Consider the following 25,325-nt stretch of genomic DNA (forward strand, 5'->3'; position numbering starts at 1 on the left):
TGTTATTATCATTTGTAAGTTGTAAATGATAATAAACTTTAATATGAATTTTAGTGTTCTGATCATATAAATGGAAGGAAAGGGTGATAATTATTTAGATTATACATAATAATGAATCTGTTATAATAAGATTATAGAGTGGAGTTATTAAATAATAAGTATATGAAACAATTTACTTGTACTTTGTAATAAATATGATATTATAATAATTATAATATATGAAAACATTAGGAGGTATTTAAATAATATGGATAATAAAAATAACCACAACAATAACAATAATGAAAATAATAATCAGAATAAAAAAATGACAACAGCTTTTGGTGCTCCTGTATCGAATGATGACGATATTAAAACAGCAGGTAAACGTGGTCCATTGCTAATGGAGGACGTATGGTTTCTTGAAAAACTAGCACATTTTGATAGAGAAGTCATTCCAGAACGTCGTATGCACGCGAAAGGATCTGGTGCATATGGTACATTCACTGTAACAAAAGATATTACCCAGTATACAAAAGCCAACCTTTTCTCAGAAGTTGGCAAGAAGACGGATATGTTTATCCGTTTCTCAACCGTTGCTGGTGAACGTGGTGCAGCAGATGCAGAACGTGATATTCGTGGTACAGCGATGAAATTCTATACAGAAGAAGGGAACTGGGATCTTGTTGGTAATAACACACCTGTATTCTTTTTCAGAGATCCTAAGAGATTCCCAGATTTGAACCATGTTGTAAAACGTGATCCGAAAACAAATATGCACAATCCTCAAGCAAATTGGGACTTCTGGTCATCACTACCTGAAGCACTTCACCAAGTGACCATTACAATGAGTGAACGTGGTATTCCAGTAAGCTACAGACATATGCATATGTTTGGAAGTCATACGTATAGCATGATTAATGCTAATAATGAACGTGTATGGGTAAAATTCCACTTCGTTTCTCAACAAGGAATCAAAAACTTAACAGACCAAGAATCTACTGAATTGATCGGTAAAGACCGTGAAAGTCATCAAAGAGATTTATTTGAAGCGATTGAACGCGGTGATTATCCTAAATGGACATTGTATATCCAAGTAATGACAGATGAACAAGCAAGTGATTTGCCATACAATCCATTTGATTTAACAAAAGTTTGGTATAAAAAAGATTTCCCTCTAATTGAAGTAGGGGAAGTTGAATTGAACCGTAATCCAGAGAATTATTTTGCGGAAGTAGAGCAATCTGCCTTTGCTCCTACGAATCATGTACCTGGTATCGGTTTTTCACCTGATAGAATGCTTCAAGGACGACTATTTTCTTATGGTGATGCTCAACGCTACCGTTTAGGTGTAAACCATTGGCAGATTCCAGTAAACTATCCAAAAAATGCGAAGAATTTCCATCCTTATCATCGTGATGGGGCTATGAGAATTTATAACCCTTCGCAAGGGCAAGTTTCTTATTCACCTAACAGTTATGGTGAGTGGCAAGATTCAAAAGAACATCAAGAACCAGTTTTAGATCTTACGGGAGGCACTGATTTTTATAACTTCCGTGAAGATGATGATAATTACTATGAACAACCAGGTAAATTATTTAACCTTATGACTTCTGAAGAACAGCAAAGATTATTTGAAAATACAGCTCGTAATATGCAAGGAACTACAAAAGAAGTTCAACTAAGACATATTAACAACTGCTATAAAGCAGACCCTGCTTATGGTGAAGGTGTAGCAAAAGCGCTTGGTGTTCCAATGAATGAAGTAGAAGCAGTAAGCGGAAAAGAATAATTTTAACTTCATTCAGCAGAAGTCCTCCACTTCTGTAAGTGGGGGATGAATGCAAAAAGCTCTCTGATTCAGTGGGGGTTCAAACCCCGGCTGAATGAAGTTAAGCCTCCGGCGGATGCCTCGGATTTTTTAAAGGTCATTTATCGAGCGAGCTCGATAAAAATCCGGGCGCAAATTCGGCGGGGCGAATTTGATATGAAGTGGGTAAACTAGTTTTTTTAAAAGTAGTAGTCGTGGAGATTTATTTTTTGAAATAAAAACGAATATGAGAAACAGTTAATGGAGATAATATACCTTATTATCTCCATTTTTTTACAGTTATAGGTTATTCCATTACCTATAACTTTTATTTTTCTCAACATACATAAGTCCTAATCCCATTACATATAATTTTCACTTTTGGAAAAGATGGTAATAAGGTATCCGTTATAGGGAGGTAATCTGATGGATCAAGATAAGCAGATAAGGCTAACAGCAGCAGAAATGGCTCAACTTTGGTCTCAATACATAAATGATAGTGGAAGTAGATGTATGCTGACCTATTTTTTAGAGAAGGCTGAGGACCCTGAAATTATACCTATTATAGAGCATGCTTTACAATTATCGAAATCTCATATACAAAAATTAACTGAACTACTTGCTAAGGAAAAGAATAGAATCCCTCATGGTTTTAAGGTAGAGGAAGATGTGAATTTAGCAGCTCCTAGGCTATATTCAGATAGTTATGTATTGAATTTTATCCATCAAATGTCGAAGATTGGGCTTACCAATTATTCAGCTAGTGTAGCATCATCTGTAAGATTAGACATAACAGATTATTATATGGAATGCCTTACTGAGACGATGCAATTATGTAAGATGTCAAAGGATGTATTATTGTCAAAAGGTCTGTATATTAGGTCCCCATATATACCCAACCTAGAGCAAGTTGAATTTGTGAAGAAGCAAGGATTTGTTTTAGATGTACTTGGGGAAAAAAGACCTTTAATAGCATTTGAAATAGCGAATTTACATGCGAATATCCAGAGGAATGCTTTAGGTGCAGCGACCTTGGTTGGGTTTACTCAGGTTGCACAGGATAAGGATGTACAACAATTCACTCTTAAAGGGATAGAAATCGCTAAAAAACATATAAAATTATGTGGAGCTAAACTAGAGGAGAGCAATCTTTCTGTCCCTATGACATGGGCATCGGAAGTAACAAACAGTACAACGTATACATTTTCTGATAAACTCATGATGTTTTTTACCTCATCTTTGATTTCATTAAGTGTTGGCTACTATGGAACAAGTATTGCCCAGAGTCCTAGGATAGATTTAGGTGTCTTATACAACAGATTATCTTTAGAAGTTCAACTTTACTCTGAAGATGGTTCAAATATCATGATCAATAATAGATGGTTAGAACAGCCACCAATGGCAGCTGATCGAGATGAGTTAGCAAAAGAAAACAATGGGAAATGATCATTTGTATTAAAGTATCAAGGCATTTCTTTTAAGAAAATCAAAAAAGTATATGATTAGTACCATTTGTACGAAAATAGGTGCAAGACTTGTAACTAGGGCCGTCAATGTTGACGGTTCTTTTTGTTTTGGTAAGGTTTCTGGACAAATAATTATTTTTCGTATGCTTCTATTCCAAAAAGAGCATGATAAAAGATGCAAACAGCGAGACTTGTTACATCAAATGAATGTATGGAGGTTCGGATATGGAAAAAGAACAGAATCGTTTAAATCAAAGTTTAAGTCATAAAACTGACCAAGAAGTTTTAGAGATTAGTTCAACCGGATATGGATTAGAATCTGTTTCCAAAGAAACAGAAGACAACTCTCAAAAAAATAAAAATAATCGTTCTTCATGTGGAGGATTATAAAATACTAGGTTTTATTTTCCATAGATAACCATTTTGACTGGACTACAATATGGGGTGAATGTATTGACTAATATTATTGATGGAATGGATGAAGCAAGATTTCAATCAGGTAATGTGAAAGCGAATAAGTCTTCACAACAGAAGGGGAAAGAGGCAGAAAAGAAAATGCCCCCGGTACTCAAAAATTTAAAAAATGGATCATAAAAAGGAACTTTTGAGTAGAGGTTTTTGTAAGTCTTAGCTTGCTTGTAGAGAAAAATAAAAGAAACTATTTTTTATCGGAAAAGGACAATGTCTAGACGTTGTCCTTTTCCAGTTTGTGGTTCCCTTCTCTCACTCGCTCGCTAAATGTTTCGAAAGAATTTCTTCTACTAACTTAGTTTTTGACTCATGGGAATCAATAATAAGGATAAGTTCTGCATATTTATCAAGTATGGTGTTGTTCACTTTTTTCATTTCTTTTTCATGTTTAATAATGCTTCATTGAACAGTAGTGAAACGATAAGCATAACATGATTAAAAAAGGAGTTTGCGAAATGAGTGTATCAGCTTTTATCCTTTCTGTTATTATGGCTATGGTTATTGGGATTGTTGCTGAAAAATTATCTCCGTTTGATATGCCTGGAGGCTGGGCGGGTGCAATCATTGCTGGATTCGTAGGAACTTGGCTAGGTAATGGTCTATTTGGTACATGGGGGCCAATTGTAGCTGGATTTTCATTAATTCCAGCACTAATTGGCGCGATCATTGTAGTCATCATTGTTGGGTTTTTATCAAAGTTATTTTGAACATCTTAGATGAATTCTAAGGTGTTTTTTATCTTTAAAAAGTTTAGGATACCCTTGCCCTTGTTATTTTAGAAATTGATTATATGTTAAACTTTAGAAAGTAATGCCTATTTAAGGTACAAATTGGATTGTTTCGCTTAAGCCGACTTATATTTTAGTAATCTCTTTTTCAGTAACTAAGAATACTTTTCTAGGAGATTTTTCATTCCTAATCTCAAATCGGCCATTTTTATAATCGTATATGATCGTATAAACATCTCCTGCGAACAGAATTTTGTCATTGATACTCATATGAATTGCCTCCAAACTTATCTTTATATTTATATTTTAAATCCTTTAGTATAATAATGTCATATTTTTGTTAGGTTCTTTTACACAAAATTTAAAGATTTTATATTTAGTTTGTTATTTTTTTGTAAAAGTAAAATGCGTTACAATAGAAAAAATGAAACGGTTAAGGTGAATAGAATGAGCAAAAAAATAGCCATTGTAACAGGGGCATCCAGTGGATTTGGGTTGTTATGTGCCATAGAGTTAGCAAAAAACGGTTTTGAAGTGATTGCTACCATGAGAGATATGAGTAAATCAGATCATCTTTTGGAGAAAGTCAATAAGGAAAAGATGCTGGATTTAGTTCACTTGCACTGTCTCGATGTGACTTCAGCAGAATCGATCGACGAGTTGAAAGAATATTTGAATGAATTTCCATCGATTGATGTACTTGTAAACAATGCAGGGACGGCTATTGGAGGATTTAGTGAAGAGATTTCTATGGAAGATTTCCGTCTACAATTCGAGACGAATTTTTTTGGAGTCATAGCCGTTACACAGACCGTTCTTCCCTTTATGCGGTCTCAAAGGCAGGGGAGAATTATCAATATGAGTAGTATTAGCGGAAAATTCGGATTTCCAGGACTATCTCCTTATGTAGCCTCCAAGCATGCACTTGAAGGCTATAGCGAGAGTTTGAGACTTGAATTAAAACCATTTGGAATTGATGTCGTCCTCATCGAGCCTGGGTCATATAAGACCAATATATGGTCTGGTGTAGATGGAACAGAACGTATTCTAGATTCTCCGTATCACGCCTATTTGTCTGTTCTCTTAAAAGAAATAGAAACAGGAAAAACAAAGCATGGTGATCCACTTGAAGTAGCGAAATTAGTTGTCGACATTGCCACGCAATCCAAGGCCCCTAAGCTCAGGTATCCAATTGGCAAAGGGGTTAAGCGGAATCTGCTTTTGAAAAAAATTTTACCTTGGAAGATACTTGAAAAGGTGATGATGAAAAAGCTTTTTCAATAGGAAATAAAGGTTTCAGTTAATATGTTGAAAGTGAGATTCTTATAAACTAAAAAAAGACCCGACTTCCACAATGTGTTCAGTTCCATTAGGAGTTGGATCTTTTTTGTCAAGTATACTGCAATAGAATTTTTCATAAATAAAGTCTTTTTGGACCTTAATAGGCATATAAATATTGTTCTACAAAATCGCATACATCATTTTTATTCAATGTGTTTTTCTTTAATGTTTTTTTGGCTTCTTCAATATAAGGGAGAAATTGGCTATTGTTTTGGAGCTCTTTGATGGAAATTTCTCCACTTACCAATTGTAAAGCGGCTTGTTTTAATTCCTCATGATTTACCTGATAGAGAAGATATGCAAGACAACTGATTCGATCCATCCTATTTCCACCTCTCGAAAACATTTGTTCTTTACAAAATTCTACAAAAGATTGTTAAATTCCTTCCAAATATGAAAAAATATATAGATGTATCTGAATGTCTAGTGAATGATCAAATCAAATATGATCAATTTAAACTCATCGTAGTAAAACAAGAAATACGTGGAATGAGGAAAAATATATTATGAATTTTCTTTATATTCTGTTGGACAAGGTTTACAATATAGACAAATAAAATTCACAATTTAGACAATAAATTGTTGAAAAGCTGTAATAGTTATACGTTTTAATATTTTTGCTGTGTTAAACAATCGTGCTGCTCTATAAGTCTTTGGTATACACGTCCATTACGTGATTCATGCTGAATCAAACAAATGGCCGCATACACCAAAGGCCATTTATCAACAACCATCATTAACACAGCCAATATTTTAAAAAGGGGGTCTAAAATGAATGGTCTATTCATTACTTCTATCTTATGCTTGTTCTTATACTATGTCGTTAGTTTAACGCCTTCTTTTGGAATCGCCTTCATTTTGTTTGGTCTAACCATCGTGTCAATGGTGGCAGGAATTTATAAAGAATTTGACAAAAAGAATGAAAAGAAACTTTCTCATATTAAAATTGTAAAATAATCTGTGGAGTGGTCATTTACTAATTGCCTCTATTGCTTATTTTAGTTAACTTAAAAGAGCTAGGATTTAAATCCTAGCTCTTTTAGCTGTGCTTTTTAATATAAGTGGTGAAGTTTTATCTATAAAAGACTGATTAGTTATTTGCCTTTATTTTTTCAACTAAGTCAAAACCTTTCGTCTTTCTAAACTTCATATGATGTGGAAAGTTATTCATAGAATCCGAACAATCGATGTTTTCAAAGTTTAATCCCTCTAGGATATCTCGATCGATCTTGACGGAGAGGATTAATAGGCGTTCTTCGTGGCCAGTTGCTGTGTTTAATTGTTCGTCAAAGGCATGGATCACAACTGTTTGTAGTGGAAGTAAGGCAAATAAGTCTCTAGCAATTCGAAGGATACAACTACATACATAATTCTGCAAAAGGCCATAATATCGTGTTTTGGTCATTTGTCTAACCGATAACTTTCCTGTCTTTGTTAATTTCTTTTCCTCAGTCGGAATGATGTGATTGGAATGAACATCAAATTCGACTTCCATGTAGGAGGGGGCATCTGTTGAAAGCTCAAAGCCACTACCAAATTCACTTAAGTCACCTAAAGGATCCATTTCCTCGATTACTTTAAAATACGTATCGATATCACCTGTTTGGACGGATTTCGCAAGCTCAATAAGTTCTTCCCATTCCTTATAAGCTTTTTCATCTTCTACTTTAGCTTGTTGGATTTGCTCAGACAAAAGAGCATATTGTTCTTCATCTTTGTTGAATACTCGTTCGAAAAAGCCAGGTTTATAGTGATCATACTGATATTGGGCTTCTCTTTCTTTCGGACCCGGTTCTCCAAGTTGATAGGGAGGAGAAGTGTTTAGGATACTCATCCAATCGACGTTGTCGTCACACTCTATATGGATTGATTTTACAAGTTCACATTGATTTTCAAATAGTTCGACTTCGTATTGAGCTTGTTCTTTTTCCTGTTCTTTAAGTAGTTGTTTTTGTTGGGCCTGTAAATTTTTATGTGTTTGATAAGCTTTCGATTTATAAGGCTTACCTGATTTCGTTGTCACATAGGATAGACCAGTTCCTGGAATTCCTACACTACTCATTCTTCTCCCCGAGCTATTGATACTATGCCGTAATCCATTTACACCAAAGCTAAGACCTGCACTTTTTTTGCCAACATTTAGACGAACCCCTGGGGCAATTTTAAAACTTTTTCGAAATCGTAATCCCACTGTCACTCCTCCTATTCGTTGCCAGTAATTGAAAAATATTCTACTATCTCCCATGATAAGGGATTTTGTAAAGGATGAACAGGATAAAATAAAGTGCCAGGTGCCATCCAATTTTTGGATGGCACCTAGCACTTAAACTTAATAACCATAGATGAATTTTCTCGATAATAACTGTGTGGCAGAAAACTTTAACGCATTCGCTTGATCAACTTTATTTATTTGTCGTTCATCAGGTTTAATTAATTTTATGTTATTTTCTACTTCTACAAATTGTCCACAGTTCACATTTTGAATTTCTTCTGTTACCAAGGATTGTAGATCAGAAGGTGTTAAAAAATAAAAGTCATGGCAATAGGGTAAGTATTCGATCCATTTTTGATCAGTCATTAAATCTTCTTGTGAAACCTTGATTTTAACAATTACAATCTGAGACTCGTTATAAGCGAATATATTAGCTGTTTGTCCGTTGGGAAGAGGGAAGTCTGCTATCGCAATATAATCCCGTTGAAAAAGCCATTTAAGAGCTTTTTCTTGTAATTCTTTATGTCGCTTTAAATCTACGCTTGAGAGATAATCGGATACTTCGGTCAGCTCCAGATAAGATTGAATCGTTTTATGTTTCATCTTGTATAATTCTTTTTGAATTTCTTCTTTTTTCCCTCGGGTGTCTTGTAGTTCTTGGTTTATTTTATTTATCGAATCAATAAATGGATCACTAAATACAGAAGGGATCAGGTACTTTCCATTATGTGGTACTTCTTCCCAAGGAGTTTCTTTCCTTAATCGATCTATATCTGTACCTGGATTCCATCGATACTCGAGCCCACGATTATGCCTTGATTTCAACGATTCCATAAACCTATGAAAATCATCTATATAATGGATGCGTGTCACTTCATCGTAATGGAGGATTCCATCACTACTTAAACTTTGTTGCCATTTAACATGAAGACGTTTTGCTAGAACTAATCTTTCTTCGTATAATCCTAAATACTCATTTAGAAATGAACGAAAAGGTTCTGGATATTGATGAAATATTTTTATTTGATCATTCATCTTCTGTTGTAATTTGATAAGTTCTTTTTCTTTTTTTATTAATGATTTTTCGGTATGCTCTAATTGTGATAAAGTCAAATCTGTTTTTTCTTTAAATTCATGAATTCTTTTTCTTTTTTCATCCAAAGCGTTCATTAGAAATTGGATTTCGTCTCTTTTTGTTTCATCCGTAACAACAGATAAAATTTCTAGTAATCCTCCCCAATCGGACTGTCGAAATAAAGGTGCGAGAGGCAAGCCTTTTATGCCTAATAACTGGAATCGGTTATAGTGTTCTTCTTCTAGATTTTCCTTTGCTAATTTTAACATGTTATTAAAACGGGATAACCTCTTCGATTGGTCTATTGATACTGGATAATGAGTAGGGATATCAGAAACCTTTACCCCTCGGTTTAAATCCAATAGGATACGCTTACTTAGGGGATCAACACCTGTAATTGTTGCTTTCATTCTATTTCCCTCCCCGTGAGTGAATGTGTTCCGTACACTCATTTTGAGAATAATTATAATAGAAAAATCAAAAAGTCACTATAGTTATGTATGAAAAAGGGAAAATAAATTCATTCTTGTTTGATAATGAAAAGATGGCTTGAGTTGGAGATCATTAAAGAATTAGTCACGATCCTTTTAATGGATCAGCTTGTCTAACAGATTAACATGTTTTTCATCGTGATTCAAAATCTTTTTAACAAGTTCTAGGCTTTCAGAATCCAAGTCACCCTTCACAAGTTCTTGAGATATTTCTATCCCTCGTTTCTCACCGACTAAAGCATCTTTCAAAATATGTGTGGTACCGTTCGTTGATTCTGTAAAATTTTTAACAAATTCAGCAATAGTGCCCTGAATTCCTACATCATCAACGGGTATACCTCCGAGATTTTGTATTCTTTCTGCAATCATAGTAGCATGTTGTTTATGATCCTGCTGAATTTTTTGGAGTGTCTGTTTTAGATCAAGATCATCTATATGATGAATATATTTTTCATAGGCATGAATCGCCATGAAGTTTCCTTCAAGAAAATGATTCAATTCTTTAATGACCGTATTTTTCATAGCAAAAGCTCCTAAATTGTATTCCTTATATATTTTACTATTCTAAAGAATATATACAGAATGATACTCTGTTTCGTTTTTTTAACTTATCTACTAATGTTCGCCGCAAATAATTCCAATATACAGACTGTATCTCTTTTCATGTAAAGAAAGGGGACTATCCAAAGTAAGTCTACTTTGGATAGTCCTTTTTTAAATACTAAATATCGCGAAATACACTTTCTAGACTCTCATACCCTCTGAGGTCTTCTTTCCGTGGTTCATCGGATTCTACTGTCCATTCATTTTGAACAGGGGATAATCCTCCTTGATTGTTTTTCGTATAGGGGGTATGAATATGATAGGTTTTTCCTCCTTTATTAACGGTGTAGCCCATATAGTATTGATGATCTTGACCTTGTTCCTCAAAAATACCAATACTATCGATATCGTATTGCTCGATATAATCTTGAAGAGACTGTTGTAATTCATTAATAATTTGCTCGCGTGATAAATATTTCATATCGATCCCTCTTTCCTGATAAACTTTATCCTTCATATATGTTCGAATCAAAAGGGTGGAGGGTATTGAAGAATCCACCCAACTTTCTGTTGTGGCCTTAAGGGTTCGTTGACCATAAGCCGGCATTTTTTACAAAGACTCTTGGATTCAGTTTTAATCCTGCTACAATTATTTCTGCTAAATCTTCTGGATGCATGACATTTTCAGGGTTTCCAGAAATAAGGTTGGCTTCAAAGGCTAAATCTGTTGCAACGGTACTAGGGGTTAAGGCGGTTACTCGGATATTATGCTTTCTTACCTCCATCATAAGTGATTCTGTCAGGCCTAAAACAGCGAATTTAGACGCACTATAAGCACTTGTCACAGGGGCCCCTTTTTGGCCTGCGGTGGATGAGATGTTCACAATATCACCTGATTTTCTTTCGATCATGTCAGGTAGAATAGCCCTGGTGACATGGTAGACGCCCATTAAATTGACTTGGATAATCTTTTCCCATTCTTCAGGAGTTAAATCAAGAAAACCGCCAAATTTAGCGATACCCGCATTGTTGATAAGGATATCAATAGAACCTAAGTCTGATTTGATATGCTCTACGGCATGTTGAACAGATTCAAGATCAGCTACATCTGCTGTTGCCGCTGAAACTTCCACATCACATTCTGCTAGTTCTGCCACTGTTTTTTCAAGGTTATCCATATTCAATCCAATTAATCCTAGATTCACACCTTCTTTTGCTAAAAGGAACGCAGTAGAACGACCGATTCCTCTTCCTGCTCCAGTAATTAAAGCAGTTTTTCCGTTTAATGAGATCATGACATCATTCCTTATTAATAGATTCGTTCACAACTATCAATATTTACAAAATCATGGACTTGTATAAGTGTCAGACACTATCCAAAAATTGGATGGTTCCCGGGGCGATGAGTAAATAGGGGGAAATGGAAGATAATAACACCATACTTATAAAAATATGGAGATGATGAGATGTCAAATGTCAATCAAATGCTCCCTATCCTCTGTATGCGTAAGAGTCAATTCCAGAAATGAATTCTAATAAAGAACCATCTATACAAATAAAATCCATGATGGATCTCTTATAGAATAGAGAACGACCATGGATTTTTGATTAAGGTACAATGACTTTACTAGAAGCTAGATCAATCCTTTAGGGTTTAATAACTTTTCAACTTCATCTGTTAATAACCCTTTTTCTTTTAGCACTTGTTTTAATGTTTTATTTTCTTCATCTGCTTGTTGTCCAATCTGGGACGCGAGATCATAGCCCATAGAGGGACTTAAGGCTGTAACTAATGCAAGGCTGGCTTCCATCCCGTCTTTACATTTTTGTTCATTTGCCTGAATTCCATTAATACACTTTGTTACAAGTATTGGAATCGCATTTGATAATAATTCGATGGACTGAAGCAGGGTATGAGCGATGAAGGGCATCATGACATTGATTTCTAATTGACCCGCTATCCCTGCTGTCGTAATGGCCGTTTCATAGCCGATGATTTGACAACAAACCATATGAGTCATTTCTAAAATAGCAGGATTTACTTTCCCTGGCATAATTGTTGAACCCGCTTGAACAGAAGGAAGGGTAATTTCAGCTAATCCTGTTCGTGGACCAGAACTGAGCAAACGCAAATCACTCGTTATTTTAATTAAATGAATCGCGAGTTCTTTTAGTGCCATCATCGTTCGTATAGGGGCACTCGTATTTTGCATGAATTTAAATATATTTGGTGGTTCACGAAAAGGTAAATTCGTGCGATGACAGACCTCCTTCATAATTTTTGGAATATACTCAGGATGTAAGTTTATTTTCGTTCCAATGGCATTCCCGCCTAAGCCAATTTCATACAAGGCTTCAAGACAATCTTCGATCTGATGATAGACAAAATGAATGGTTTCGGCAAAACCAGAGAATTCTTGACCCAATCGAATGGGAACTGCATCGTGTAAATGTGTTCGGCCGGATTTCAATATGGGCATCAACTCGTCTGACTTTCTGTAGAGTGCCTGTTCCAATTGTGAAAGGGCAGGGAGGAGTCTTTGAATAATATTTTCTGCTGTCGAAATATTAATGGCTGCAGGGAAGGTATCGTTTGTCGATTGTGACATGTTGACATGATCATTCGGGTGAACCTGTTTAGAGCTAGAGTTTAATGAATCACCTAATAATTCTGAGGCTCGGTTTGCAATAATCTCATTCACATTCATATTTTGCGATGTACCGGCACCAGCTTGGTACACATCGACTACAAAATGCTCATCCCATTTTCCTTCGATAACTTCTTCAGATGCTACTATAATGGCTTTTCCCATCTCGTTAGAAAGCTTGCCTAATTCCATATTGGCTAAAGCAGCAGAAGCTTTAATGATTCCTTGTGCTTTAATAAACGATCGAGGTAACCGAATTCCACTTATTGGAAAGTTTTCCACAGCACGTTGAGTTTGAGCTCCATAATACGATTCTAGTGGAACCATCACTTGGCCTAACGGATCCATTTCTTTACGATATTGGTCAAAAGATTCCATTTTTCTCTCCTTATGATGTAATGATTTCGAAGTAAACGTCTCGTTATTATTTCCCATTAGGGTGTGTAATAAACAATGTTAGGAATGATAAAATGACGAACTTTTGAAAGTGCACATCTAAAGGAGTAATACAGATAGATGAAAGTGAGCGCTAAAGGTGAGGTTGGCCGTGGATGGGTAAAGAATGAGAAATATGAAAATCGATAAGATTTCCCCTATTATTTATATACATCAATAAAAAGGGAGAAACAGCCCAGAACTGTTTCTCCTTTTTTATTATCTTATCTGCATTTCAGCAATCATGTCTTCTAAACGTTCTTTTTGGGATACTAACTCTTCTACAGAAGGTTGATAAGAAGATGTCGTTTGATTAAAAGTCCCTTGTGGTTGGACTAAGCGCTGTAACTGTCCACCATTTTGCTCATATAAACGATAGCCTACTGCACCTACCACCGTTCCAGATAAAAATCCCATTAAAAAATCATTGTTAAATGCCATTTTTGTTTCCCCCAATTCTTTATTTTCTTATTTTATATAAATTCATACAGATCTGTATGAAGATATATCTGATAATGGATAGACTATTTTACTGTCCCGCATTTCATGTAATAACTCTAATACATTAACGGCCCATGTCACCATAGCCCCATGTAGCACGTTTGCCGGTTCTAATGATCCTAAACTCAAGATTCCTATGAGGATATCAGGATGGCGAAGTTTATTATTGGTTCCATGTGATAAGACGGCATACCCAGTTGCGATGACGGCACTATATACCAATACAGTTGGCTGTTTAAAGGAGTAGGCAAGCAGCAGTAAACCGCCTGCTATGAGAGAACGAAATAATCCTTTGCGTACATTGGGTCTTACATGAACCATTAAGTTACTTAGTGAATGAAAAGGTTGTTGATGAAAAAGTAAAGATACATATCTTAATAAATGGTTTCGTGAGATTTCATCTGATGTGTACTGAATCAGCATGGTTTCAGTAATGGGCTGAATGCGTATATCTTGAATGCCCCTTAAAGAGGAAAATATCGATTGAATCGCTTTATAATCCTGGTTTTCCCTCAATAAAGGAATATGCAAACGTAGGCGCCCTGGAATATCATGTAGGATATAGAATTTAGGTCTCACACTTCTAGCCTCCTATCCATAAAATTCTGGCACTATTCAACACTACTCCAATTGTAGCGGCATTATGAATGGCTGCTCCTGCAATAGGAGAAATGATACCAAGTGCTCCTAATAAAATAGCTCCTCCATTAATCAAAAATGTGAAAATGAAGTTTTGTTTAATGATATTCATCGTTTTTTTCGATAGTCGAACTAATTCCGGTAGCACTTTTGGATGATCGGATGTAATGATGATATCACTTGCTTCGGAAGCGATATCTGTTCTTTTTCGCCCCATTGTTACTCCAATATTTGCGTGAGCTAAAGCTGGAGCATCATTAATTCCGTCTCCCACCATCATAACGGTACTGTTCCGTCTATATTGCTTTATATACTTTACTTTATCTTCAGGTAAGGTTTCTGCATGGTACCAATTGAGGTGAAGTCGCTGCGCCATCTCTCTTGCTACTGTTCTTTTATCTCCCGTTAGCATAATAATGTCATGGATTCCTTGGTATCGTAACTGGCGCAATGCGTGGTGCATACCAGAACGAATTCGGTCAAAGATACTAATAACACCCAATAAGGTTCTGTCATACGCTACATAAATTATATTTTCATCTTTCTCTAAATGATGAACAAAATGGTCCATGTTTACTTTCAGTTCTTTCATAAAGTGAAGGCTGCCCACTCCAATTTGTTTTCCCTGGAAAAGGGTTGTAATCCCTTTTCCAATTACAGTGTCTACTTGTGCGTTCTCATCTCGTACAGGTATCTCTATCTTCCATTCTTCTGCCTGTTTGATGATTGCATCGGCAATAGGGTGAGACGAACTCTTTTCTACAGCTGCCGCCAACCGGATCACTTCTTTTTGTTCATAACCATCACATGAAATGACTTGTTGTACAACGGGTGTTCCTTCTGTAATGGTACCTGTCTTATCCAAAATAATGGTTTCTACTTGAGCCATCTCTTCAATATAATTGCTTCCTTTTACTAATGCCCCCTGTTTTGCTGCTTTTCCGATTGACGCATAGAGGGCAGTAGCTGTGGACAATTTAATTCCACAGACAAAATCAATGACTAACATATTCATCGCTCGATTTACATTTCGAGTTAACAAAAAGGTAATCAGCGCTAATCCAAACGAAACAGGAACCATTTTTTCGGCTAATGTATTAGCCATGTTTTGGATAGGAGCTTGTTTTTCTTGCGCTTCTTCTAACAATTTGACAATCTGGGAAAGGGCCGTATCACCTCCCACCTTTTCAACAAGAATGGTAAGCTGGCCATTCAGTAAGATACTCCCCGCATAAACTTGTTGCTCTTTTCCTGTTTCTTTAGGCATGTATTCTCCCGTAATAGAGGATTCGTCAACCGTTCCATACCCCCGAGATACCATTCCATCAACAGGAATTTTTTCTCCTGTAAATACAACAACCGTATCACCTACTTGCACTTGATCCAGTGCTACTTTTTCTTCTACCGCTTTTTCGTTTAATCTCCATGCATATGTTGTAGCAAGTTCTAATACAGAATGGATATACTCCTTCGTTTTTTTAGAAGTATAATCTGTTAGCCATTCACTAATAGTAGACATGATGGTAACAATAAGTGCAGAACCTGGATTCCTTATATAGAGAGAGGCAAAAATAGAAGCTGCAGTTAACGTGTTTGCGTTTGCTTTTCGACTCTTGAAGAGACTTATAATCCCATCTTTTATAACGTCAAGGGATGTAAAAACAGAGGTAATTACAGCTGCCCAATGTCCAGCGTTTTTCACTGCTGTAGAAAATGGGCTACGTTGGATATACCAGTTTGCTAGAAACATAGTTGTACAAGTCACCGTAGGTACGAGTTTTTCCCATGAGAATGATTGGATTTTTCCCTTTTGCTTCTTGGCAAACAATTGTTGAAGAGACTTTTTCAGCGCTTGAAAGGATACCGCAGTGTCGTGATGAATGAGCACATTACCTGTTTCTTGAGTGTATGTAGCTGAGTAAACATGAGGAAGCGACCGAATAAAACATTCAATCATCGTCGGACTAAAAGAACTATTTAGATGAAAACGGGTTCGACCAGGTAAAGAGTGAACCACACTAAGCATGCGGCGGGTCACTTCCTTTCCCTTTTATTATCGTATAAGCCCAATAGAATAAACTAGATGAAAATGTAGGAGCACTACTGAACGCATGAATGCCTTTTCCTAATAAAAACAAGGCAAACAAACTATCGAAATCAGCAAATCCATTCGTTTGTTTTTTAATTCCTCTATCTACGAACCCTAATGTTTGTTGCATTCCTCTCATAAGCATAGCATCTGTATAAAGAAGTGCATCTGATGCAGTTTGAACAATGAACTGCATTAATTCATCTAACTCTTGCTGACTAATATGGGGAACGACAAATTTTAATATGAGGCTACCTGTAATAGGCGAGGCTTCAGCGGTTAAGATCAAAGGATACTTTTCTATATTCTTGTTTAATGCGTTAGCTACTATATCATTTTTCCAGCTATCACATTGTAAACGTAGTCTTCCCGGCATGGCATGTAAAACTTTTACTTTTTGGTCTCGAAACTGAGACATCACTTTTGGAATAACTAAGGATGCACCTATCCCCAAAAGGCTAGATTTCATGCTGCATCTCTCCTTACTTCATATATTCTGTTGTATAGACTTGATCAAGTACTCGAAACCATGAATCTAGCTCTTTTATATTTGTGTCATAGGAAGCGTCATATGTAATGACCAAACTTCCTGTTACCAGAGTTGATTGAACAGAAAAAACCAGTGGTTGTAGTTGTAACTCGTTTACAATTTTTTCAATCAAATCCGTATTCGTTTTCCAACGGGGAGACTGAAGACGGATACGTCCAGGGATAAAGTGCACCATCTTAATATCATATTTTCCTAGCTTGCGCTCGACATGCTTAATCAACATATATTCTGTAAATTTCCCCAACATTACCCTCCATACCTATCTTTTTTAAAAATATTACCAAATAAGATGATTTGAAACAACCTTTTTCGGTGATAAATGTTTGAATTTTTAAAAAATATAAAAATTAAATCGGTTAAGAGTTAGGGCCGTTGCTATATATAAAATTATCCTGAGAAAAAATCAATAATTAAAAATAAAAATCTTGATTATGCGCTAATATCAAATTATGTGAAGGACGAGAAGTCCTGTCGCAACGTCTGTACTAACACTTTTTGTGGAAGTCTTCTTTATATTTTTGGAGTTGGAGCAGGGTTGGCATAGCCTCTTTATAAGTATTATCAATCATCACAAATTATCCAGATTAGATGACAGTACTCTCTAGAAATTGGATGGTGATTGTCAGCTGGTTTAATTATTTTTTTATTATTAAGTATATTACATTGTTTTATTGACATTGATAATCATTTTCATTTATAATGTTACTTAATTAAATAATCGTTATTTTTATTTAATGAGAGATGTTTAAATATATATAAATTTTTCTTTCCTCATTGTGTTTTATAAGATGAAGAAACAGCTGAAAGTGAACGATTTAAAGGGTGGAGGAGATATCCATGAGTTCTTTACTTATTATAGGTGCAGATCATTTGGGAGTTATTCGGGACAAGTTATCTTCTGTTGGATTTGATGAAATCTTACATATTAATGGGAGAAAAGTAAAAATGGTTAAAAGAGCGATACCTGAAAATATAAATTGCATACTAGTTTTAACAGATTATGTGAATCATAATTTGTCCACCGTTATGAAACAGCGAGCTAAAAATCAATCGATCCCTATTTTTTATGCAAAGCGTTCTTGGTGTTCCATCCATAAAGCACTTAAAGGGATGGTATAGCTTAAAAATTTTTCGTTTTCATTGAGAATTATTATCACTAATGAATAAACTGAATGTCAATTTTTTATACTGATCAAAAGGGTAAGCTTATTAATAGACCAATCTAAAAATCCAGATTTTATTTAAAAACCATATGATATAAGGGGAGAGAAGAGGATGTTTCGGCATTTCATTGCAATAAAAACGTTTGAACATCAAATGGACTGTTTTTGTTCGGATGGTACTCATGCAGAGGTTTTAACCATTCATAAAGAAGATATAATCGAAATCATTAATGAACGCAAATTTATGATTGAAAAAGGATGGTATTTTTTAATTAGGATGAATAACCAATATAATTTCCATATAGCCCTTGAAGATTTAGAGCGGTATTATCTGAATGAACGACTTTTATCTTTGATTGACATTGAACTAGCGTTAAACTATTTACAATTTAAGGTCGATCAAGCTCTAGATACAGGGGATGAAGAGTTATTTTTGAACTTCACAAAGAAACTAAAAGAATCACGTGACCTTAAGATGAAATTGGAGCAGTGTGTACATAACGTAGCAGTATAAAATGACTTTTTCTCATAGGAGATTAACGTCCAGAAAGCTGATTGATTAAGTTAAATGTTTTGGAGTTCATAAATTTATTTCCTATAAATTTTGATGTCAGAAATAAGCCTGAAGCAATTCCGTTTTGTATTGTAGTAATAAAAGAGTACAGAATATTTCGAAAAAAAGAATTGGTTCTCCATTACTTATTCTAACTTCTTGATAAGCTATATAGGAGGAAGTTATATAGCTACTTTTATAATAAAAAGTTAAAAATTGTAAATTGGATAGAAGCAAACAGGGACAGTGATGAACTGTCCCTCGATACTCCATTTTCTTAGCTAGCTTCTTCTTTTGCCTTTACATCTAGTAGTTGTAAAGTTTGTTGTAATACTCTTTTTTCTTCATCGTTTAAAGGAACCATTGGTAAACGAACACTACCAACAGAGATTCCATTTAGATTTAATGCTGCTTTGACTGGTGATGGACTTGGCGCAGCAAATAGTGCTTTCATGATTGGGAGGAGGTTACGATGAAGTGAAGCAGCCTCTTGGTGATTCCCATTAGTAAAGTGTTGAATCATCGTTTGCATTTCATTCCCCATAATATGAGAAGCAACTGAAATAACGCCTGCTCCGCCAATTGATAAAGCTGGTAAAGTTAAACCGTCATCTCCACTGTACAACGTAAAATGATCAGGGGTTTGGCTAATAATTTCAGCCATCGCATCTAAATTGCCACTTGCATCTTTTAGTGAAACAATGTTTGGAATCTTTGAGAGACGAACGATTGTTTCTACAGACATATTGACAACGCTTCGCCCTGGTATATTATAAAGCATGACCGGTAATGCTGTTGATTCAGCAATGGCTTTAAAGTGTTGGTATAGTCCTTCTTGAGACGGCTTGTTATAGTATGGAACAACAAGCATTATCCCGTCGACTCCTGTTTTTTCTGCAAGACTTGTTAAGTTAATGGAAGCTCTTGTGTTATTGGAACCAGTGCCAGCGATAACAGGAACTCTTCCATCAACAACCTTAACCACAAATTTAAATAATTCCACTTTCTCTTCTGTTGTTAATGTAGGTGACTCCCCTGTTGTCCCAGCTACCACTAAACCGTCAGAGCCATTGGCAATTAAATAATTGACTAATTTTTTTGTCGCATTGTAATCAATCTCACCATTTTGATCAAATGGAGTAACCATTGCAGTTAAAAGTTGTCCGAAATTCATTACTTCTCCACTTCCTTTTAATTATTTTTTAAAAATTAGAGGGAGAAGGGCAATTAGTAAGTAAACGCAAAAAAGCAACAACGAGGGTCGCTGTTGCAGTAGAAACAATAGGTAACAAAGTTCCAGTGCGTAAGATAGCCCTCCATATAGCTTCCTATATGACAGTTCTGTATTTATTCAATAGCAGAACCAGCTTCAAGAAAAATGAGATTCTCTCCACTTCGGCAAATTCCCCTTTTCACAAACGTCACAGGACCTCATTATCCTCTGATTGTGTACTTATGGTCTTTGCACCTCTATCCTTACTTCAAAAAATATTGAAATAAGAAATTATTTAATTTAATTAAATTAAATAATATCAGTTTTTTCTTTCGATTGCAACGACAAGTTTGAGAAGGGAGGTAGGCTTCTTGCTCTAGTCAATGTGGTGGAAATGAACGAAAGGAAGGAGCTTTTATCACCATCAATCGCAGAATTTAAAATATATCGTTTTTTGGGAGAGGGTAGCATACACTAATTATAATGAAGTATCCTTAATGATTTAAAAAGGAGGGCTTTTAATGATGGCAAGCCAGACAGATGCAATCGTCCAACAGTCATTGGATGCTTTGTTAGAAGACAAGTCCTTTTTACCCAGTTTACATGGTCAATTTAGAAAACAAGCATTTACATCGTTAGCCTCTATCCTTTCTACTCCTAATCATATCCATAAATCTTTTTTACGAATCCCTTTAGAAAAAGGAAAGGTTGTTCGCATTCCTGCTTTTCGTGTTCAGCATAATAATACACTAGGACCTTATAAAGGTGGGATACGATTTCATGAATCTGTGAATGAGGAGGAAATGATAAATCTTTCCGCTTTAATGACACTTAAAAATGCTCTCCATGAAGTGCCTTTTGGCGGAGGTAAAGGAGGTGTTGTCATGAATCCTAAAGATTTCTCAGAAAAGGAACTGCATACCATCTGCAAAAAATATGTTCGTTACTTTAGTAATAGTTTAGGAACTGACAAGGATATCCCTGCACCTGACGTTGGTACCGGTGAGCGGGAAATGGATTGGATGATGGCAGAATATAAAAGTATCCGACTAGGTAAGCCATACAGAGGGAGCTTCACTGGGAAGAGTGTTGTTAATGGAGGTTCATTAGGACGAAAGGATGCTACTGGTAAAGGTGTGTATTTTACATTTCGATACATGGTTAATGATTTCTTGAAAGAACAGGGAAAGGTGCTTTCTCAGAGTAACAATAAATTTGCAAAAACAGCATTAACTTTTAGGGATCGTCCGCTAAAAATCGCTATTCAAGGTTTTGGAAATGTAGGCTCTGTTGTGGCTCTAGAAGCTTATCATTGTCCTTTTTTACAAAATGAAGTTATTGCTGTGAGTGATCGAAATGTTACACTATATAACTCTAAAGGACTCGATATTCCAGCACTAGTAGAATTTAAATTGCAAAATGGGGGAGATCTGCCTAATACGGAAGAACAATTGGCCCAATGTAATGTAAAAGCAGAAATCCATGACCGCGAAGAGGTTCTCTATCTAGTAGATGCTGAGGTATTGGTTTTGGCCGCATTAGAAGGTCAAATTCATAAAAATAACATGGGAAAAGTGAAAGCCAAATTGATTGTAGAAGGGGCAAACGCACCAGTGACCGGTGAAGCAGATAAATTCCTTAGTGATAAAGGGGTGATTTTGATCCCCGATATTTTGGCAAACGCAGGTGGTGTCATTGTTTCCTATTTTGAATGGCTACAAGGTCGTGAAACACAGTTTTATAGTGAGGAAGAAGTATTTAAGCTTCTCTTTGATAAGATGAGATCCACATTAACGATCATTCTTCCACGGTTTTTTGCTGATCCATTTCCTTTACGTCAAAATTGCTATATTCAGGCTGTTATGAAAATATGTACCGTTTTATATCGTCAAGGAAAGTTATACTAAGAAAATTAGGTTTGTAAGAGGGGGAGTTGATCTACTTTACTACCCCTCTTTTTAACGTTTAGGAGGTGGCTAGATTACAAAAAAGGGACCTTCAAAGGGAAAAGAATGAAAATGAAGTAGGCTAATGGTTATAAGTAAACTATAGTAGGAGCAGTTTCTGAAGAGTATGCATACGTTGTAGCACCGAAGGGTTCACAATCTCAGGCAAAAGGACAGAAGAGTAACAATATCTATTTGTCATAACGATGAGGTTGGTGAACACTAATCTCTTTTTTTGTACTCAAAAATTAATTTAATAAGAAAATTAGTAGAGGTGGATTTATGCAGGAAGAAGATTTTTATAAAAGGAAAAAGGTAATTACAATTGGAGTTGTTAGCCAATTAACAGATCTTTCTGAACGGCAAATACGTTATTATGAAAGTAGAGGTCTTATTTTCCCTGGTCGTACAGATAATGGCACTAGAAAATATTCATTTGATGATGTCGAAACATTAATAAAGATTGCTAATGTATTGGAAGAAGGTGGAACGACATTCGAAATTAAACAAGAAATGAAGAAAGCCTCAAACCCACAAAAAGAACGAAACAAAATGATACAAGGACAACTCAACGCTCGTTTTGGTTTGCGTTAACCATCGATATTTTAACTACATCTATCTAAAAAACTGCATACTAATCCTTTGACAGTAGTAAATGACTATCACTTTTTGATAATAATTTATAAAAATAAATAAAAAAGTCCTATACACCTTCTTTGTGATTGAAGAAGTAGTAAAAGAGAACTGTGATATTTTACACATAATGTAGAGGTGTAAGAAGGTCTTAATCCAATATATACATTAAAAGCTAAAAGACAGTGGGCGTTTGTATCGCTCACTGTCTTTATACTTTTTACGGCTGAAACTCTCGGTTCATAGTCAAATTTTTAATTTGATATTAATGAATGATTGTTCAATAATAATGAAAGAATGATTCCTTTTCAATTAGCGATTACTCCGTTAATAGGGGCTATAGCTGCTGGAAATTGTGCCATCCTGAAACCCTCTGAATTGACACCAGCAACCTCAACATTAATGGGAGAACTAATAGAGAAAGCATTTCCAGAAGAATATATCGCTGTTGTTCAAGGTGGAGTGGAAACAAGTCAAGCTCTTTTAAAGGAAAAAGTTGATTATATCTTTTTTACAGGGAGTGGTCCTGTCGGAAAGGTAGTTATGGAAGCGGCAGCGAAAAACTTAATCCCAGTAACATTGGAGCTGGGTGGAAAAAGTCCATGCATCGTCCATCATGATGCCAATTTACGTTTGGCAGCAAAACGAATTGCATGGGGAAAATTTATTAACGCAGGTCAAACTTGTGTGGCTCCAGATTACATATATATTCATCAAAGTGTAGAAAAGGCATTTTTGCTATTACTTACTGAAGCCATTAAAGATCTGTATTCAGAAAATGTTTTCGAAAGTGGGAAATTCACAAAGATCATAAGTGAAAAACATTTCGACCGATTAATGGGATTTATAAAAAATTCCAACGTCTACTATGGAGGAAGAGGAGAAAGATCCACGCGAATGATTGAACCTACGATCTTAACAAAACTATCATGGGAAGATGAGGTGATGAAGGATGAAATATTTGGTCCTATTTTACCAATTTTAATTTATGAGGATTCGTCCAAAGTGGTTAATGAAATGAATGAACGGCCCAAACCACTCGCACTTTATGTTTTTTCTGAGGGAGATCAGTTTCAACAGACTATTTTAGAAAATATCTCATTTGGTGGAGGGTGTATGAATGATACGGTCTATCATCTTAGTTCTCCCTATTTACCATTTGGAGGAGTTGGAGAAAGTGGTGTCGGTACTTACCATGGAAAAGGTAGTTTTGATACTTTTTCCCATGAAAAAAGTATTTTAAAGCAAACAACCCGAATTGATTTTCCATTCCGATATCCAAATCGAAAAAATGGATTGAAAACAATTAAAAGATTCATTAAATAGTTTGAGGTAGTTCAATTGAAAAAGGTGTTGATAAAATGATAAAGGTTATTGGAATCACGAATGAGTATAAAATAGAAACAAATATTTCCATACGAAATGTCGATTTTTCTAACTATAAATGGTATTGGGTTGATTTCAATGAACCGACTGATGAAGAGATCAAACATTTAGAGGAAACTTTTCACTTTCATCCACTTGCCATTGAAGATTGTGTCTATAGATTTCAACGTCCCAAATTGGATTATTATAATGAATATACTTTTTTTGTGACACATACAGTGAAAGACTTTGACCGATATATTGAAAAAGAAGAGTTAAACTGTTTCGTTGGAGATCATTATATTGTATCTTTCCACAGCAAACCTGTAATGGAGGTAAGTCTCGTATGGGATCGACTAATGTCTCAGAACAATATCGAACAATGGAATGCCCATTTTGTGTTCTATGATATTTTGGATAAGATTGTAGATAATTACTTTCCGATCATCTATAAAATTGAAGATGAATTAGACAGGCTTGAAAGTAATCCTCAAAATAAATCAATGGACCGATTAATGAATGAATTATTCGATATTAGAAGTATGTTATTGAATTTAAGGCATACCGTTAATCCAATGCGTGATTTACTTTATCGAATGTTGAATTCTCATCATTTAAAAGGGGTTAGGGAAAGAAGGGCATATTTTTCCGATATTTATGACCACCTGTTAAAGCTGTCGGAAATGGTGATGTCTAATCGAGAGGTAACGACAGATATACGGGATAGTTACTTATCATTGAATTCACACCAAACGAATAATGTGATGAAAGTACTCACAATTATTACCTCTATTTTTGCACCATTAACATTTGTGGCAGGAATCTATGGGATGAATTTTGAATATATGCCAGAATTGACTTGGGAGTATGGCTATTTTTTCGTTCTTGGATTCATGGGGATTATGGGAATCGTTATGTTTCTTTGGTTTAAAAAAAAGAAATGGTTTTAAGTTATCACTTTAAACCTCTAGCAAAAGAAAACATTAGCACAATAGACAACATTTTTTTGCTATTTCAATTGTGAATGTTTTTATATCAAAGAAAATAAGTCAAGGTTGAGACCTTGTAGATAAAAGGACTCAATCTTAATTTATTTAAGTGATGAATTTGTATACATGCATAGGTTCATAAAGTTCAAACTAGTACAGAATAGAACTAGAGATGATCGTTTTATCTGCAATATAAAAATGATCTTTCTTTTAAATGAATATTATTATTAAATAGTAATTAAGGAAAATATACACCGAATCATTTAGTAAAGAAGTAGCGGTGTTGGGAGTGAGGGATTCAAATGGGAAAACAGGAATTATTTTGGGTATTGATTAGCGTGGTACTTATTCTACTTGCTTATTTCATTCCATATACAATTCTAACGGATGTTTTCAAATGGTATGGAAGCTTCTTATATTGGGTTGTACTTGGCTTGGTTATCATTGCAGTAAATGTTCTTATCACAAGAAATTGGAGGTCTTAA

Annotated in this window: 28 protein-coding genes and 1 riboswitch; of the genes, 14 read left to right on the forward strand and 14 right to left on the reverse strand. The window is 35.3% G+C overall.

Going from position 1 to position 25,325, the window contains the following annotated elements; all coding sequences use genetic code 11:
- Positions 1-247: 247 nt before the first annotated feature.
- The 5 genes from JMM81_RS15075 to JMM81_RS15095 all read left to right on the forward strand — a co-directional run bounded on the left by JMM81_RS15075 (position 248) and on the right by JMM81_RS15095 (position 4,433).
- The gene (locus tag JMM81_RS15075; protein ID WP_305367817.1) at positions 248-1,771 is read left to right on the forward strand and encodes a catalase; all 1,524 of its coding nucleotides are present in this window, start codon (positions 248-250) and stop codon (positions 1,769-1,771) included.
- Between the two features lie 444 nt (positions 1,772-2,215).
- Positions 2,216-3,235 (forward strand): DUF3231 family protein, encoded by a 1,020-nt coding sequence (locus JMM81_RS15080; RefSeq protein WP_256242391.1) that lies wholly within the window; start codon positions 2,216-2,218, stop codon positions 3,233-3,235.
- Positions 3,236-3,480: 245 nt separating this feature from the next.
- Entirely contained in the window at positions 3,481-3,645 is a 165-nt protein-coding gene (locus JMM81_RS15085) for a hypothetical protein (RefSeq protein ID WP_256242392.1), read from the forward strand.
- A 63-nt stretch (positions 3,646-3,708) separates the two neighbouring features.
- A complete protein-coding gene (locus JMM81_RS15090; protein ID WP_256242393.1) occupies positions 3,709-3,849 on the forward strand; it encodes a hypothetical protein in 141 nt (46 codons plus the stop codon).
- 332 nt (positions 3,850-4,181) lie between these two features.
- A complete protein-coding gene (locus tag JMM81_RS15095) occupies positions 4,182-4,433 on the forward strand; it encodes a GlsB/YeaQ/YmgE family stress response membrane protein (RefSeq protein ID WP_256242394.1) in 252 nt (83 codons plus the stop codon).
- Positions 4,434-4,580: 147 nt separating this feature from the next.
- Here the strand turns inward: JMM81_RS15095 and JMM81_RS15100 are convergent, their stop codons facing one another.
- Positions 4,581-4,724 (reverse strand): hypothetical protein, encoded by a 144-nt coding sequence (locus JMM81_RS15100; protein ID WP_256242395.1) that lies wholly within the window; start codon positions 4,722-4,724, stop codon positions 4,581-4,583.
- A 177-nt stretch (positions 4,725-4,901) separates the two neighbouring features.
- Between JMM81_RS15100 and JMM81_RS15105 the strand changes: the two genes are divergently transcribed.
- Complete coding sequence (locus JMM81_RS15105; protein WP_256242396.1) at positions 4,902-5,738, forward strand: SDR family oxidoreductase; 837 nt, start codon at positions 4,902-4,904, stop codon at positions 5,736-5,738.
- 154 nt (positions 5,739-5,892) lie between these two features.
- Here the strand turns inward: JMM81_RS15105 and JMM81_RS15110 are convergent, their stop codons facing one another.
- Complete coding sequence (locus JMM81_RS15110) at positions 5,893-6,117, reverse strand: hypothetical protein (protein ID WP_256242397.1); 225 nt, start codon at positions 6,115-6,117, stop codon at positions 5,893-5,895.
- A gap of 449 nt (positions 6,118-6,566) precedes the next feature.
- Between JMM81_RS15110 and JMM81_RS15115 the strand changes: the two genes are divergently transcribed.
- On the forward strand, positions 6,567-6,752 hold the full coding sequence (locus tag JMM81_RS15115; protein ID WP_256242398.1) for a hypothetical protein: 186 nt from the start codon (positions 6,567-6,569) through the stop codon (positions 6,750-6,752).
- A 133-nt stretch (positions 6,753-6,885) separates the two neighbouring features.
- On the opposite strand, the gene JMM81_RS15120 is transcribed toward JMM81_RS15115, so the two are convergent.
- The 11 genes from JMM81_RS15120 to JMM81_RS15170 all read right to left on the reverse strand — a co-directional run bounded on the left by JMM81_RS15120 (position 6,886) and on the right by JMM81_RS15170 (position 17,225).
- On the reverse strand, positions 6,886-7,986 hold the full coding sequence (locus JMM81_RS15120; RefSeq protein WP_256242399.1) for a DUF4236 domain-containing protein: 1,101 nt from the start codon (positions 7,984-7,986) through the stop codon (positions 6,886-6,888).
- Between the two features lie 138 nt (positions 7,987-8,124).
- Positions 8,125-9,492: an MmcB family DNA repair protein gene (locus JMM81_RS15125; protein WP_256242400.1), complete on the reverse strand. Its 1,368-nt coding sequence runs from the start codon at positions 9,490-9,492 to the stop codon at positions 8,125-8,127.
- 177 nt (positions 9,493-9,669) lie between these two features.
- The gene (locus JMM81_RS15130; RefSeq protein ID WP_256242401.1) at positions 9,670-10,095 is read right to left on the reverse strand and encodes a ferritin-like domain-containing protein; all 426 of its coding nucleotides are present in this window, start codon (positions 10,093-10,095) and stop codon (positions 9,670-9,672) included.
- A gap of 199 nt (positions 10,096-10,294) precedes the next feature.
- Positions 10,295-10,597, reverse strand: a complete 303-nt coding sequence (locus JMM81_RS15135; RefSeq protein ID WP_256242402.1) for a DUF5634 family protein — start codon at positions 10,595-10,597, stop codon at positions 10,295-10,297.
- Between the two features lie 97 nt (positions 10,598-10,694).
- The gene (locus JMM81_RS15140; protein ID WP_256242403.1) at positions 10,695-11,411 is read right to left on the reverse strand and encodes a 3-ketoacyl-ACP reductase; all 717 of its coding nucleotides are present in this window, start codon (positions 11,409-11,411) and stop codon (positions 10,695-10,697) included.
- Between the two features lie 339 nt (positions 11,412-11,750).
- A complete protein-coding gene (locus JMM81_RS15145) occupies positions 11,751-13,142 on the reverse strand; it encodes a class II fumarate hydratase (RefSeq protein ID WP_256242404.1) in 1,392 nt (463 codons plus the stop codon).
- A 276-nt stretch (positions 13,143-13,418) separates the two neighbouring features.
- Positions 13,419-13,640, reverse strand: coding sequence for a hypothetical protein (locus JMM81_RS15150; RefSeq protein WP_256242405.1), 222 nt, complete (start codon positions 13,638-13,640; stop codon positions 13,419-13,421).
- Between the two features lie 42 nt (positions 13,641-13,682).
- A complete protein-coding gene (locus tag JMM81_RS15155) occupies positions 13,683-14,279 on the reverse strand; it encodes an HMA2 domain-containing protein (RefSeq protein ID WP_256242406.1) in 597 nt (198 codons plus the stop codon).
- Positions 14,280-14,283: 4 nt separating this feature from the next.
- Entirely contained in the window at positions 14,284-16,365 is a 2,082-nt protein-coding gene (locus JMM81_RS15160) for a heavy metal translocating P-type ATPase (protein ID WP_256242407.1), read from the reverse strand.
- The gene (locus tag JMM81_RS15165; RefSeq protein WP_256242408.1) at positions 16,358-16,897 is read right to left on the reverse strand and encodes an HMA2 domain-containing protein; all 540 of its coding nucleotides are present in this window, start codon (positions 16,895-16,897) and stop codon (positions 16,358-16,360) included. Before JMM81_RS15165 ends, JMM81_RS15160 begins: the two co-directional genes overlap by 8 nt.
- A 13-nt stretch (positions 16,898-16,910) precedes the next feature.
- Positions 16,911-17,225, reverse strand: coding sequence for an HMA2 domain-containing protein (locus tag JMM81_RS15170; protein ID WP_256242409.1), 315 nt, complete (start codon positions 17,223-17,225; stop codon positions 16,911-16,913).
- A 590-nt stretch (positions 17,226-17,815) separates the two neighbouring features.
- Here JMM81_RS15170 and JMM81_RS15175 point away from each other — a divergent pair.
- Both JMM81_RS15175 and JMM81_RS15180 read left to right on the forward strand, forming a co-directional pair.
- Positions 17,816-18,097: a DUF2325 domain-containing protein gene (locus JMM81_RS15175; RefSeq protein WP_256242410.1), complete on the forward strand. Its 282-nt coding sequence runs from the start codon at positions 17,816-17,818 to the stop codon at positions 18,095-18,097.
- Positions 18,098-18,253: 156 nt separating this feature from the next.
- Positions 18,254-18,655 (forward strand): IDEAL domain-containing protein, encoded by a 402-nt coding sequence (locus JMM81_RS15180; protein ID WP_256242411.1) that lies wholly within the window; start codon positions 18,254-18,256, stop codon positions 18,653-18,655.
- A 316-nt stretch (positions 18,656-18,971) separates the two neighbouring features.
- Here the strand turns inward: JMM81_RS15180 and dapA are convergent, their stop codons facing one another.
- A complete protein-coding gene (gene dapA, locus JMM81_RS15185) occupies positions 18,972-19,868 on the reverse strand; it encodes a 4-hydroxy-tetrahydrodipicolinate synthase (RefSeq protein WP_256242412.1) in 897 nt (298 codons plus the stop codon).
- 127 nt (positions 19,869-19,995) lie between these two features.
- A riboswitch (Lysine riboswitch) is annotated at positions 19,996-20,175 on the reverse strand.
- Positions 20,176-20,431: 256 nt separating this feature from the next.
- On the opposite strand from dapA, the gene JMM81_RS15190 reads away from it, so the two are divergent.
- The 5 genes from JMM81_RS15190 (at position 20,432) to JMM81_RS15210 (ending at position 25,325) form a co-directional block, all read left to right on the forward strand.
- Complete coding sequence (locus tag JMM81_RS15190; RefSeq protein WP_256242467.1) at positions 20,432-21,814, forward strand: Glu/Leu/Phe/Val family dehydrogenase; 1,383 nt, start codon at positions 20,432-20,434, stop codon at positions 21,812-21,814.
- Between the two features lie 321 nt (positions 21,815-22,135).
- Complete coding sequence (locus JMM81_RS15195) at positions 22,136-22,447, forward strand: MerR family transcriptional regulator (RefSeq protein WP_256242413.1); 312 nt, start codon at positions 22,136-22,138, stop codon at positions 22,445-22,447.
- 315 nt (positions 22,448-22,762) lie between these two features.
- A complete protein-coding gene (locus JMM81_RS15200; protein WP_375162395.1) occupies positions 22,763-23,812 on the forward strand; it encodes an aldehyde dehydrogenase family protein in 1,050 nt (349 codons plus the stop codon).
- A 35-nt stretch (positions 23,813-23,847) separates the two neighbouring features.
- A complete protein-coding gene (gene corA, locus JMM81_RS15205) occupies positions 23,848-24,801 on the forward strand; it encodes a magnesium/cobalt transporter CorA (protein WP_256242414.1) in 954 nt (317 codons plus the stop codon).
- 341 nt (positions 24,802-25,142) lie between these two features.
- Positions 25,143-25,325: a hypothetical protein gene (locus JMM81_RS15210; protein WP_256242415.1), complete on the forward strand. Its 183-nt coding sequence runs from the start codon at positions 25,143-25,145 to the stop codon at positions 25,323-25,325.

The sequence above is a fragment of the Bacillus sp. V3B genome, assembly GCF_024494465.1.
Taxonomy (GTDB): Bacteria; Bacillota; Bacilli; order Bacillales; family Cytobacillaceae; genus Bacillus_BD.